Raw genomic sequence first — 13,920 nt, 5'->3', positions numbered from 1 at the left:
AAAAATAAATGGTGTGGCTATAAATAGGGTGACATAGTTTTCGATCCTCTGTACCATGAAAACGATTTTTTCAACGTTAACAAGGAGCGATAATGCGTTTTACTCAATGGATGGTTGGTTTGTCTGCAGGTTTTGTTTTGACAACTAACTCACTCTCAGCGGCTATTCTGCCTCAAATGGAGCAGTTGCAAGTACCACATTGCTTGGCAGCGAAGTTGTCTTCGGCTTATGAGGTGTTGGCTGAAAATAAAGCGTTTAAAATTATTGAAGTTCCCGCGCCAGATATGAATAAACTTGCGCTATTTGCTGATGAGGTCCATTGTGGACGATTCGTCAACGTTAGTCATCAATTAAGTGCTAATACCTTCAGTTCAAAACAGCATGCCGCTCAAAAGCTTTTGGCAAAGTCGAGCATAAAGCCAGCCGTATATTCAGATGTTAGTTATGAAATCAACCATACTGAGGCAGTAAATGCTGCTCTTGAAAAAGTTGAAACCGCTAATATTATAAATACCTTGACTCATCTAACTTCTTATTACAATCGCTCAGCAACGGTGACCCGAGGGAAAGAGGTTGCTGAGTGGTTAAAAGGGCAATTTGAAGGGATAGCGGAAGAATACGGACGAAAGGATACGAGTACCTATTTTGTGGAAACAGGATGGTATAAGCAACCTTCATTGGTGACTGTCATTGGGAAAGATTTAAAGGCGCCAGGTATTGTTATTGGTGCTCATATGGATACGCTTGATGGCCGCATGCCTGGAGCAGGAGATGATGGTAGTGGGTCTTCTAGTGTTATGGAGATGGCTCGTGTGCTTTTAGCGTCAGATCTCGCATTAAAACGACCTATTTATATCATTTGGTATGCTGCTGAAGAGCGTGGTTTAGTAGGCTCTCAATATGTGGTTGAGGAGTTTCAAAATAAAGAAATTCCTGTTAAAGCGGCTATTCAATTTGATATGACAGGTTTTCGTAATGATATGAACGATCAAACGATGTGGGTTTTTCGTGATTATACCGATAAAGCATTGAGTAATTTTATGGTTGATTTGATTCAAACTTACGTCAAGGTACCCGTAAGTTACTCTAAGTGTGGTTATGGTTGTAGTGATCATGCATCTTGGATGATGGCTGGCATTCCTGCAGCGTTCCCTTGCGAGACAAGTTTTGAAGACCATAATCCTTACATTCACTCTTCACGCGATACTATGGATTTGTTGAGTGCTGAGCATATGACTAATTTCACCAAATTAGGATTGGCATTCGCAATTGAGCTTGCTAGTGAATAACTATTAAAATACAACGAAGCCATCTTAAAGGTGGTTTCGTTTAAATCTTATTTTTGGTATCAATTATCAGTTTGGGTTATAGGTTATAGCTGTCTAAAGGATCTTCTTGTGGTTGCATGGTTGTTGATTTTTCTTTGTTTTCGGGTTTGTTAAAGTATTCTAAGCCTGTGTCTGATGCAATTTCTGACGTCACTGATAAAGAGCTCATGGGAGGGGTTTGCTTACTACGGTTTTTTTCCTCTTGTGCTTCATTCAGTTGTTCCCTTAAATTTGCTATTTTGCTATCAAACTCAGACATTTCTATGGTGCGATTATTTTGGACTAAATCCTTAACACAAGTCATTTCCGATTCTTTGTTAAGAAAGTCTTGTCGTGCTTGAGTCTTGTCTATTTTTTTATTTTTATCATAGAGATAAAATTCCTCTCCCTCTTTAACGAGCTGTTTATCTTTAGGAACAATATAAGCAGCCTCCTTAAAGGAATTCACTTGTTTCCCATCTTTGTTGTACATTACTTTTTTGTCATTAACGACGGCGAGCATGTCTTTTAAGGTTCCAATTTGAAGGTTTTTGGCTTTGAGTTTTTCAAGTTCTGCTTTTGCCTCCGTAACATTGCCTTTATCAATCATATCGGATATTTTTTTTGCCTTTTTTTCACGGTCTTTTTCTGTACCTTCAAGTCGTGCGATTTGAGCTTCTAGAGCTAGTTTGGGATTGGATGAGTCAATAGAACTAATAAAGTTATCAACTTCGGCAAGATTTTTATCATATTCTTCGTATTTTTTTTCGGTTTGTTTTTTTTCTTCGGTAGCTTTTTGTAAGTCAGTATTCAAAGAAGCAAGGCGTCTATCTAATGCAGAGTCTTTTGATTTATCCTTGCCTTCTTCAGGTGTTGGTGGTGGTTTAACAATGTTAGGTTTTTGATGTTGCGTGTCCTCTTTTTTGGCTTCATCCTCTTCTGCTAGTTCATGTAATAAAGAGGCTCTTTCTTCTTGTTGTTCCTGCCATTGCAAGGCAATCATCTCTTCTTCTTTGCGCTTTTGAACTATTTCTTGAATGAAGTGATCAATTATCTCTATGCCTTCTTTTGAAGCAAAAAACTTCAATACATCGCCAGGGGATTTCAAGCCAAATTTACCCATTAACTCTTCAAAATTAGATTTAATTTCATGAAGTGAGTCAAAAATGGATTGGGTATTCGAAGAGTCCATAACAGCAAATTTTTAGTACAGATTGTTTTTAAAGTATACCTAAGTTTGAAATTTTTTGCCACAGTTCAGGGGCAGAGTATTAGGTTTTTACCGTTTCTTGCCGTAGCCTCCACCACCTGGTGTTTCGATGATAAGAACATCCCCCGCTGTCATTTCTATTTGCACGCAGCCACCAAGGTTTTCAATGGCGTCATTAGCTCGCTTTAGCCAGTTAGCCCCTGTTTTTCCAGGGGATCCTCCTTGTAAACCATAGGGAGGAATTTTGCGATGATTGGAGATAATGTTGACAGTCATAGATTCTAGAAAGCGAATACGGCGGCTAACGCCATTTCCACCTTGATATTTACCTGCACCACCACTATCAGTTCGTATAGAAAATTCTTCCAGCAAGACAGGAAAGCGCCATTCTAAAACTTCGGGGTCGGTAAGATGAGTATTGGTCATATGAGTATGAACAGCAGAAGTGCCATTAAAGCCTGGACCTGCTCCAGAGCCTCCACAAATTGTTTCATAGTACTGATACTCAGTATTGCCGAAAGTAAGATTATTACAAGTACCTTGGGATGCAGAAACTACACCTAAAGCGCCGAATAAAGCATCCACAATGCATTGAGATGTTTCCACATTTCCCGCTACCACGGCAGCAGGATAACTGGGGCTTAGTAAACTTCGGGGTGGAATAATGAGGTCAATAGGGGCGAAACAGCCGCTATTTAAAGGGATATTTTCTGCAATTAAGCAGCGCAAGACGTACAAAACAGCAGCCTGGCAGATGGACACCGGAGCATTAAAATTCCCAGGATGTTGTGGTGAACTTCCGGTGAAATCAATACAGGCTTGTGTTTTATCCTTATTAAGGGAGATTCTTACGCAAACTTGGCTACCATCATCAAAGTCATAGCAAAATTGACCATCCTTAAGTTTTGTTAACAACTATTTAACTGCTAAAGTGGCATTGCTACGAACATATTGCATATAAGCTTCGACAACCTCTAAGCCAAATTGCATGACTAAGTCCCACAATTCTTTAGCACCACAAGTATTCGCAGCAATTTGTGCCTTTAAATCCTCAATATTTTGCTTAGGGTTACGTGCAGGATAAGGACCTTTCGTTAAAACTTTAAAAGCTGCTTGCTCAAGAAAGCGGCCTCTATCAACTATTTTAAAATTGTTAATCACCACGCCTTCCTCTTCAATTGTGGTGCTTGTGGCAGGTATAGAGCCAGGTGTAATTCCTCCGATATCAGAGTGGTGACCACGAGAGCCTAAAAGAAAGAGCAACTTCTCTTCATTTTTAGCAAACACAGGCGTAATAACCGTAATATCAGGTAAATGAGTTCCACCGTCATAAGGTGCGTTTAACATATAAACATCCCCGGCATGCATAGCCTTAAAATTATTTTTTATAATACTTTTAACACTTGCACTCATAGACCCAAGATGCACTGGGATATGGGGTGCATTAGCTACTAATTCGCCCTTCTCATCGAAAATCGCACAAGAGAAATCTAACCGCTCTTTAATATTGACAGAGCTTGCTGTATTTCGCAGAACTTCTCCCATCTGCTCAGCGATATTCATAAAGCGATTGTTAAAGACTTCCAACATAATTGGATTGACATGATTAGCATGAATAATTTGTTTAGTGAAAGGCAGATAACGTGTTAATAGCAAATAATTTTGGGGCGTTACTTGTGCTTGCCAACCGATTTCAATCACCGTTGTTGCGTTGGGGTCACTAATAATCGCGAAACCCTGGATACAATCCCCGGCTAATAAATTTTGCCGTTGATAAATGGGGACTTGATGAGACTGCCCCTGACTAAAAACAGTAACAGTTTTGCTGATAGGAATTTCTTCCCGCGAACGTTGATGAAGAGGATAATCAATCTCTTTAAGGGGATCATTTTCGACAATGGTTTCTACGGCAATGGCTTCTACGATTAAAGTTTTCTTTAAAGCAGCAAAGCCAAATTGCTTTCGATGTTTTGCGACAAATGCTGTTCGCATTCGCTGAATGGACATGAACTCCACAGGGATCATGGTATCAGAGCCTTCATAGCGTAGATGAATTTGTTGTTTGTGAGTCATCCTTTTTATTACACCCTGTGCTTTTAATTCGTTTTGATTAGCCTGCTCGAGCTCTTGGAGTTTTAGCTTTAAAGAAGCTAGCAGTGCTTGCTTTAAAGGTTTTTCAATAGGGCTTTCTCGTAGAGCTCTAATTTCTGCCAAGCCTATGCCATAGGCTGATAAAACACCTGCTAAAGGATGAATTAAGATAGATTTCATCTTTAAGTTATCAGCGACTAAACAAGCGTGTTGCCCTGCTGCCCCTCCAAAGCAATTCAAGAGATACTGGCTTACATCATAACCACGTTGGACAGAGATTTTTTTAATAGCATTGGCCATATTTTCAATGGCTATCTTGAGATAGCCTTCAGCTACCTGTTCAGCTGTTTGTTGGTCACCTGTAACACGATTGATTTCTTGAGTTAATTGGTAAAATTTTTTGTTAACAATGCCTACATCAATGGGTTGGTTTCCCGTTAAACCAAACACTTGTGGGAAAAAATCTGCTTGAATCTTGCCTACCATTACATTGCAATCGGTGATGGTTAGAGGTCCGCTATGACCATAGCAACTGGGGCCAGGGTTAGCCCCTGCCGAGTCCGGACCGACAATGTAACGTTGGCTATCGAAATGAAGAATAGAACCGCCTCCTGCGGCAATGGTGTGAATTAACATCATTGGTGTTTGCAAGCGAATACCGGCAAATTCACAAGAATAAAGACGCTCATAGTCACCGGCAAAATGAGAAACATCGGTGGAAGTTCCACCCATATCAAAGCCAATGACCTTATTAAAACCGGCCATTTGGCTTGTTTTAACCATGCCAATGACACCACCAGCAGGTCCCGAAAAAATACTTTCCTTTCCTTTAAAGGATTTGGCATTAGCCAATCCACCATTGGACTGCATAAAAAATAACGGGATATGCTGCAGTTTTTTTTGCAAGAGTCTAATATAGCGTTGTAATACTGGAGAAAGATACGCATCAACCACGGTGGTATCACCACGGCCTACAAATTTCATGACGGGAGCAACTTTATGGCTCACAGAAATTTGGGTAAAACCAATTCTTCTAGCAAGTAATTCAAGCTTTGCTTCATGTTGCTGATAACGGTAGCCATGCATTAAAACAATGGCTATTGCCCGATACCCTTTATCATAAGCTTCATTCATGGCGATTTCTGCATCGCTCTCATTCAAAGGCTGTAAAATATTCCCGCGAGCATCAATACGTTCTTCGATTTCTATGACGTGGTCATACAATAAAGACGGCAATACAATATTCAGTGCGAAGAGCTCTGGCCTATTCTGATAGCCAATTTGTAGAGCATCTGCAAAACCTTGGGTAGCTGTTGGATTGGCAAGCACGGCTTTATTTGCAGTAGGACCTGGCATGATAGTTAAAAAATGTGTTTCTATGATTATATCATAGACGTTTTGAATTAAAAATAATCATTTCTGATTATGGATAACCTTTATTAACAAGCTCTGATTATCATTTAATGGCTATCTTTGGGTAAATTTTTGCTCGGCAATTGAGGACAATGATATTCAGCAGTGATTTGTCCGGTAGGGTCAACAGCATGTATGGCGACCGGGAATTTCCATAAAGTATACAAATGCTTCAATACTTCGTTAGTACTCTCTCCAAGCGGCACACGATTCTGTTGCGTATAACGCAACGTTAAAGAGCGATCCCCTTCTACATCGACGGAATAGATTTGAATATCAGGTTCAAGGTAACCGAGATTGTATTGTCTGGATAAGGCTTCGCGAATGGTTTGATAGCCTTGCTCATTATGAATGGCACCCACGAAGAGATCAGGTTGTCTATCATCATCGACAACATAAAATAACTTAAGTTCACGTATTAGTCGTGGCGATAAATATTGCGCAATAAAACTTTCATCTTTAAAGTTTCTCATTGCTAAATCGAGGCTTGAGAGCCAATCAGTATTTACCAAATAGGGGAACCATTCTTCGTCTTCCTTAGTCGGATTTTCGCAAATGCGCTTAATATCTTGCATCATGTGATAACCTAAGGTGTAAGGATTAATGCCGGAGAAATAAGGGCTGTTAAAAGCGGGCTGCATAATCACATTCGTATGGCTCTGTAGAATCTCTAACATAAACTCATCAGTGACTAAACCCTCATCGTATAGGGCATTTAATAGGGTATGATGCCAAAAACAAGCCCAGCCTTCATTCATTACTTTGGTCTGCCCTTGAGGATAAAAATATTGTGCAATTTTCCTAACAATACGTACAATTTCTCGTTGCCAAGATTTTAACAAAGGCGCATTTTTTTCAATAAAGTAAAGAATATTTTCTTGTGGCTCTTCCGGGAAGCGTTTTTTTTGTCCGTTCTCATCAACCTGTTTACTTTGCGGAATAGTACGCCACAATTCATTTACCTGTGACTGCAGATATATTTCGCGGTTTTGTTGGCGAATTTTCTCTTCTTGAATCGATAAACTTGCGGGATGTTTATAACGATCAACTCCATAGTTCATTAATGAGTGACAGGCATCGAGAATGGATTCAACTTCATCAATACCATAGCGTTGCTCACATTCACTGATGTAGTTTCTGGCAAAAACCAGATAATCAATAATGGCATCTGCTGAGGTCCACATTTTGAATAAATAATTATTCTTAAAAAAAGAGTTGTGACCATAACAAGCATGGGCAATAACTAAAGCCTGCATTGCCATTGTATTTTCTTCCATGAGATAAGAAATACAAGGATTGGAGTTAATCACTAATTCATAAGCCAAGCCCATCTGCCCCCGTTTATAGCTTTTCTCAACACCCACAAAATGCTTGCCAAATGACCAATGGTGATATCCAATAGGCATACCAACAGAGGCATAGGCGTCCATCATTTGTTCTGCTGAGATTATTTCAATCTGATTTGGATAAGTATTTAATTTGAAATCCTTAGCCAGACGAGCAATTTCTTTATCATAGGCTTGAATCAGTTCAAAGGTCCATTCAGCTCCAGTGGATAAAGGCTTTTTTCTCATGTGGTTTTCCTTTTGAATAATTCGCGAAAAACAGGATAAATATCTGCCACGTTATCAATATTTTCCATTGCAAAATTAGGATAATTATTACGTATTTGCTGATAGACTTCCCAAAGACTCTGATGATGGCGAGGCATAATCTCTATGTAGGCAAAATACTGCAGCAAAGGCATAATTTTTTCTTGCAACAACTCCTGACAGTATGGTGAGTCAGCATTCCAATTATCCCCATCAGAGGCTTGCGCGACATAAATATTCCAGGCAGAGGGTGGAAAGCGTGCTTCAATAATAGCGGATAATAATTCCAATGCACTGGAAACCACCGTGCCTCCTGTTTCCCGGGAATAAAAGAATTCTTCCTCATTAACTTCTTTGGCTGAAGTGTGGTGACGAATGAAAACTAATTCAATTTTTTCATAATTTTTGGTCAAAAACAGGTACAAAAGAATAAAGAATCGTTTGGCAATATCTTTTTTAGCTTCATCCATCGAGCCGGACACGTCCATTACGCAAAACATGACGGCTTGAGTCGAAGGGGAGGGAACACGAATGCGATTGTTGTAGCGTAAATCAATCGTATCGATAAAGGGAACTGATTTAATTTTTTTCTTCAGAAATTCAATATCTCGTTTTAAACGCAGGATATCAATTTTTTGAGCATTGGGGTTTTCTTCTAATCTTTGCAATTCTTCTTCTGCTGCTCGTAACTGACGTTTATAGGGTGAAGCTAAAGCCATGCGTCGTCCTGTGGCCTGACGCATCGAGCGAACGACATTAATGTTGGTCGGGATACCGCTGCTTGTTACCCCTGCCCGTATTGTTTTGTAAGTCGTCATTTTGGCCAATTCTTTTTTGACCAAATCGGGTAATTCCAAATCTTCAAAATACAAATCAAGAAACTCTTCACGAGATAGTTGAAAGACAAATTCATCCTCTCCTTCGCCAGTATCACTAGCTTGGCCACCCCCACCCCCTCCATCACCTCCTCCTGAAGGGCGTTTAATCCTATCCCCTGTCATGAACTCATCATTCCCGGGTAATACACGTTCTATATGTCCGCCTTCTCCACGATGGAAACGCGGTTCAGAAATATCTCGTGCGGGAATGCTGATTTCCTCACCTTGATCAATTTCGGTAATACTACGTTTACCGACGGCATCAGATACTGCGCGTTTAATCTGGTTTTTGTAGCGACGAAGAAAACGCTGGCGATTGACTGTACTTTTCTTACCAGCGTTTAGCCGTCTATCAATAATTTGCGACATAACTAGAATCCTTATTTATCGCTTTTCTCAATCTTAAAGAGTCACACATCGACAGACTGGCCATTTGCAAGACAACCCGCTAGTTACTGTGATTTACGCACTCGTAAATACCATTCACACAGTAATCTCACTTGTTTACGGGTGTAACCTTTGTCTACCATGCGAGCAATAAATTCTTCATGTTTTTTCTTATCGTCCTCAGAGGCCTTGGCATTAAAAGAGATTACCGGTAATAAATCCTCTGTGTTAGTAAACATTTTTTTCTCAATCACGGTTTTTAATTTTTCATAGCTATTCCATACTGGATTTTTGCCATGGTTATTTGCCCGTGCTCTAAGAACAAAGTTTACAACTTCATTACGGAAGTCTTTAGGATTTGAAATACCTGCCGGTTTTTCTATTTTTTCTAACTCTAAATTTAATGAGCTGCGATCAAAAATTTCTCCGGTATCTGGATCACGGTAGTCTTGATCCTGAATCCAAAAATCGGCATAAGTTATGTATCTATCGAAGATATTTTGACCGTATTCAGAATAGGATTCGAGATAAGCAGTTTGAATTTCTTTACCAATAAATTCGACATACTTGGGAGTTAAGTACTCTTTCATGAACGTCAAATATTTTTCATGCAATTCTTGAGGAAATTGTTCTTGCTCAATTTGTCGCTCTAGGACATATAGCAAATGAACCGGGTTAGCTGCAATCTCAGTATGATCAAAATTAAATACCTTTGATAAAATCTTAAAGGCAAAGCGTGTTGAAATCCCGCTCATACCTTCATCAACGCCAGCAAAGTCACGATACTCTTGATAAGATTTCGCTTTAGGGTCGGTATCCTTTAAGCTTTCTCCATTATAAACTCGCATTTTTGAATAGATGCTTGAATTTTGTGGTTCTTTTAAACGGGTTAAAACAGAAAACTGTGCAAGCATATCCAAAGTTCCTGGGGCACAAGGTGCTTCTTTCAAAGAGCTGTGATCCACTAGCTTCTTATATATCCTTAATTCTTCAGAAACGCGCAAGCAATAAGGGACTTTTACAATGTTAATGCGATCAATGAAGGCTTCGTTATTTTTATTATTGCGGAAAGATTGCCATTCAGCTTCGTTAGAGTGTGCAAGAATAATGCCCTCAAAGGGAATAGCTGATAAGCCTTCGGTTGCGTTGTAATTACCTTCTTGGGTAGCAGTTAATAAAGGATGTAGCACTTTAATGGGGGCTTTGAACATTTCAACAAACTCGAGTAACCCGCGGTTTGCTCGACATAAACCACCAGAATAGCTATAGGCATCTGGATCATCTTGCGAGAATTCTTCCAGCTTACGAATATCAACTTTACCGACTAAAGAAGAAATATCCTGGTTGTTTTCATCTCCAGGTTCAGTCTTGGCAATAGCAATCTGTTTTAAGCGCGAAGGTTTTACCTTAATTACTTTAAATTGGCTGATATCACCATTGAATTCTTGTAAACGCTTTACCGCCCAAGGAGACATAACATAACGTAAATGCCTTGGAGGAATACCAAAACGTTCAAAAAGTAACTCGCCGTCTTCTTCAGGATTAAATAAAGAGAGAGGGGAGTCGAATACGGGAGAACCTTTAATAGCATAGAAAGGAGTTTTTTGCATCAAATCTTTTAATTTTTCGGCTAAAGATGATTTTCCGCCACCTACAGGACCTAAGAGATAAAGTACTTGCTTGGTTTCTTCAAGACCTTGGGCAGAATGCCTTAAAAAGCCTACAATTTGTTCAATAGGTTCTTCCATACCAAAAAATTCTTTAAAAACAGGATATTGATGAATCACCTTATTGGAGAAAAGTCGTGACAAGACAGGGTCATGGCGAGTATCAATGCGTTCAGGCTCGCCGATTGCCATTAGAAGGCGCTCAGCTGGATTGGCGTAGGCAGCAGGATCAGTGCGACACAACTCCAGGTATTCATTCAGGGTTAATTCCTCCTCTTTGTTGTCAACAAAGCGTTGGGTGTAACCCGCTAAAAAATCATGTGTATTCATAAGTCATCCCCTTTTACTAATCCCTGCCTACTGGGAAAAACAGCTCAGCTTTTTTCTACTATTCAAATTTTTGCATTTCGCCTGTAAAAGCGAGACACTATCTAAATTTATTATAGTCAGAAATTTAATAACAAATTCAAACTATTATTTTATTATTTTTTAATTCATATCAAGAGCGGAGCAAAGTCCATGCCAGACACTACCATTTACTTGAAAAATTACCAACCTCCTGTTTTTACGGTAAAAAATGTCGAGCTCAATTTTGATTTATATGATGACCATGCATTAATTACTAGCCAACTGCAACTTAAGCGTGAAAATGAAGGAGCTTTGCACCTATATGGGGATGAATTAGAGCTAGTCAGCATTCATATGAATGATAAAGAACTTGATGATGCGAGTTATCGCTTAGAACAGGGTGATTTGATTATCAATCATTGTCCTGATGAATTGACGTTGAAGATTATAACTCGTGTGCGGCCCCAGGAAAATACGCAATTATCTGGTCTTTACCGCTCCAATCATCTTTTTTGTACCCAGTGCGAAGCAGAAGGTTTCCGACGTATTACTTTCTTCCCGGATAGACCTGATGTGCTAGCACCCTACACCACAAGGATAACAGCAGATAAGGAGACTTATCCTGTTTTGCTTTCTAATGGTAACTTAATTGGTTCAGGGGATTTGTCAGGCGGAAGACACTGGGTGCAATGGCAAGATCCATTCAAAAAACCCTCTTATCTTTTTGCTTTGGTGGCGGGGGACTTGGCTTGTGTCAAGGATAAATTTACTACAGCCTCAGGTAAAAACGTTGATTTAAGATTATATGTTGAACCTGGCAACGAAGACAAATGTGGCCATGCAATGGCCTCTTTAAAGCGAGCAATGCGTTGGGATGAGGAGGTCTATGGCCGCGAATATGATCTTGCGATTTTTATGATTGTGGCTGTGAGCGATTTCAACATGGGGGCAATGGAAAACAAGGGGTTAAATATTTTTAACTCCAAATATATTCTGGCGCGCCCTGATACTGCAACTGATCAAGATTTTGCTGACATCGAAGGTGTTGTTGGTCATGAATATTTTCATAATTGGACCGGAAATCGCATTACTTGTCGAGATTGGTTCCAATTAAGTCTAAAAGAGGGATTAACGGTATTTCGTGATCAAGAGTTTTCTCGTGATATGAATTCACGTGATGTGAATCGAATTCTTGATGTGAAAGTATTGCGTAACACACAATTTCCTGAAGACGCTGGTGCAATGGCTCATCCTGTCAGACCTGAGTCTTATCAAGAAATTAATAATTTCTACACAGCTACCGTTTACAATAAGGGTGCTGAAGTTATTCGGATGCAACAAACTTTGCTAGGGTTGGCAGGATTTCGCCGCGGGATGGATTTATATTTTGACCGACATGATGGACAAGCGGTGACAATTGATGATTTTGTTGCCGCCATGGAGGATGCTAATAAAGTTGATTTTACCCAATTTAAGCGTTGGTATAACCAAGCAGGAACTCCAGAAGTTCATGTGACTAAGAATTTTAACAACGGTAACCTTACCCTTACAATGACGCAGTCTTGCCCTGCAACTCCAGAATGCACGGATAAAAAACCTTTTCATATTCCTATTCGAGTTGCGTTATTTGCAGCTGACGGCCAACTTTTGCCTCTTAAAAAAGAGGTTTTAGAATTGCGAGAGATTAAAGAAACATTCAATTTTACAGACTTAAAAGAAGAGCCTATTGTTTCATTGCTTCGCGATTTTTCTGCACCAATAAAACTTCATTCTCAGGCTACGGAGAAAGAGTTATTGGCTTTATTACGTTTTGAGTCGGATGGTTTTGCTAAATGGGATGCTGCCCAACGCTTGGCACTAGATTGTATAAAGGATTATTTTAATCGTCCTCGACAAGAATGGCGCATACCGGATGCATTACTTGATGCCTATCGTCATGTTTTATTAGATGATTCCCTTGACAATGCTTTGCGTGCAGAAATTTTGACGCCTCCTGCTTTTGAAGAGGTTGCGGCGTCTTTAACCACCGTTGATGTGGATGCTGTTGAAGCGGCACGTGATTTTTTTCGTGTGGAATTAGGTACTCATTTATTTGAAGAAGCCTATGCGACTTATCAGCGTTTGTGGCAAATTGAAGATCACGCTATGCATGCCCAAGCTTATGGTCAAAGGCAATTACGCAATGTGTGTTTATGGCTAATGATGAAAGCTGACGAAGAACGCGTATTAAGCTTATGTCAGCAGCAATTTATCAAGTCTCAGACAATGACCGATCAAATTGCCAGTTTTGCTTTGCTCAATAATTGTGCACATGATTCCGCAAGGGAACAGGCCATCGATAATTTTTATAGGCAGTGGTCACAAGATGAGCTGGTATTAGATAAATGGTTTGCAATTCAAGCTAGCAGTGAATTACGAGATACTTTAACAAGAGTCAGAATTCTGCTCTTACATCCTGCATTTAATATTAAAAATCCCAATAAAGTTAGGGCCTTAATTGGATCTTTTTGTCAAGCCAATCCACGAAATTTCCATGCTAAAGATGGGAGTGGTTATGCATTTTTAACGGAAATGATAGCAAAGTTGGATAAAATAAATCCGCAAATTACTGCAAGATTAGCAATCCCCTTTACCCGTTGGCGACGTTATGATTTAAAAAGACAAGAGTTGATGAAAGAAGAGTTAAATCAATTGGTTACCCTTGATTTATCAAGAGATTTGCGCGAAGTTGTCGCCAAAAGCTTAGGGGTATAGGAGATATTAGAACTCCTGCATAACCAGTAGATTTTGCTTTAGAACAAGACATCTCGCGGAGTTTACATCGAAGTAAATGAGCGCGCAGAATAAAGTAAAAGATGCTGGTCATGCAAAAGTTTTACTGATAATGGTAGCTAAGGATGTGAATAACAAAGTCATGTGTCTTGTTCTTACAGAATAAGCAAGCTAGTTTGCCAATTTTTTAAACTTTATTTAAAAAGAGCTTCTATGCTTTCAGTGATTTGTTCGATACTTTCAATAGGAGCGTTG

Annotated in this window: 6 protein-coding genes and 1 pseudogene; 2 read left to right on the top strand and 5 right to left on the bottom strand. The window is 39.5% G+C overall.

The genetic code is table 11. From position 1 onward, the window contains the following. Positions 1-92 precede the first annotated feature (92 nt). Positions 93-1,289, top strand: coding sequence for an aminopeptidase LapA (gene lapA / locus Lbru_RS15195; RefSeq protein ID WP_058442971.1), 1,197 nt, complete (start codon positions 93-95; stop codon positions 1,287-1,289). A gap of 76 nt (positions 1,290-1,365) precedes the next feature. On the opposite strand, the gene Lbru_RS15190 is transcribed toward lapA, so the two are convergent. From Lbru_RS15190 to Lbru_RS15170, 5 genes and pseudogenes are all read right to left on the bottom strand, one after another. Further along, positions 1,366-2,499 (bottom strand): hypothetical protein, encoded by a 1,134-nt coding sequence (locus Lbru_RS15190; protein ID WP_058442970.1) that lies wholly within the window; start codon positions 2,497-2,499, stop codon positions 1,366-1,368. A gap of 87 nt (positions 2,500-2,586) precedes the next feature. Then, a pseudogene (locus Lbru_RS16660) lies at positions 2,587-5,964 on the bottom strand (hydantoinase B/oxoprolinase family protein). A gap of 104 nt (positions 5,965-6,068) precedes the next feature. Then, on the bottom strand, positions 6,069-7,595 hold the full coding sequence (locus Lbru_RS15180; RefSeq protein ID WP_058442969.1) for a SpoVR family protein: 1,527 nt from the start codon (positions 7,593-7,595) through the stop codon (positions 6,069-6,071). Beyond that, positions 7,592-8,860: a YeaH/YhbH family protein gene (locus Lbru_RS15175; protein WP_058442968.1), complete on the bottom strand. Its 1,269-nt coding sequence runs from the start codon at positions 8,858-8,860 to the stop codon at positions 7,592-7,594. The genes Lbru_RS15180 and Lbru_RS15175 overlap by 4 nt, the downstream gene beginning before the upstream one ends. 83 nt (positions 8,861-8,943) lie before the next feature. After that, complete coding sequence (locus tag Lbru_RS15170) at positions 8,944-10,875, bottom strand: PrkA family serine protein kinase (RefSeq protein WP_058442967.1); 1,932 nt, start codon at positions 10,873-10,875, stop codon at positions 8,944-8,946. Positions 10,876-11,064: 189 nt separating this feature from the next. On the opposite strand from Lbru_RS15170, the gene pepN reads away from it, so the two are divergent. Continuing rightward, entirely contained in the window at positions 11,065-13,647 is a 2,583-nt protein-coding gene (gene pepN / locus Lbru_RS15165; protein WP_058442966.1) for an aminopeptidase N, read from the top strand. Positions 13,648-13,920 lie beyond the last annotated feature (273 nt).

Source organism: Legionella brunensis, from assembly GCF_001467025.1.
Lineage (GTDB): Bacteria > Pseudomonadota > Gammaproteobacteria > Legionellales > Legionellaceae > Tatlockia > Tatlockia brunensis.
The sequence above is the reverse complement of the archived record's forward strand: the minus strand, read 5'-3'. Positions and strand labels throughout refer to the sequence as shown.

Excerpts from the sequence above, each read along its gene's own strand:
- Lbru_RS15170 (WP_058442967.1), bottom strand. The coding sequence starts at position 10,875 with ATGAATACACATGATTTTTTAGCGGGTTACACCCAACGCTTTGTTGAC.
- Lbru_RS15175 (WP_058442968.1), bottom strand. The coding sequence starts at position 8,860 with ATGTCGCAAATTATTGATAGACGGCTAAACGCTGGTAAGAAAAGTACA.
- pepN (WP_058442966.1), top strand. The coding sequence starts at position 11,065 with ATGCCAGACACTACCATTTACTTGAAAAATTACCAACCTCCTGTTTTT.
- lapA (WP_058442971.1), top strand. The coding sequence starts at position 93 with ATGCGTTTTACTCAATGGATGGTTGGTTTGTCTGCAGGTTTTGTTTTG.
- Lbru_RS15180 (WP_058442969.1), bottom strand. The coding sequence starts at position 7,595 with ATGAGAAAAAAGCCTTTATCCACTGGAGCTGAATGGACCTTTGAACTG.
- Lbru_RS15190 (WP_058442970.1), bottom strand. The coding sequence starts at position 2,499 with ATGGACTCTTCGAATACCCAATCCATTTTTGACTCACTTCATGAAATT.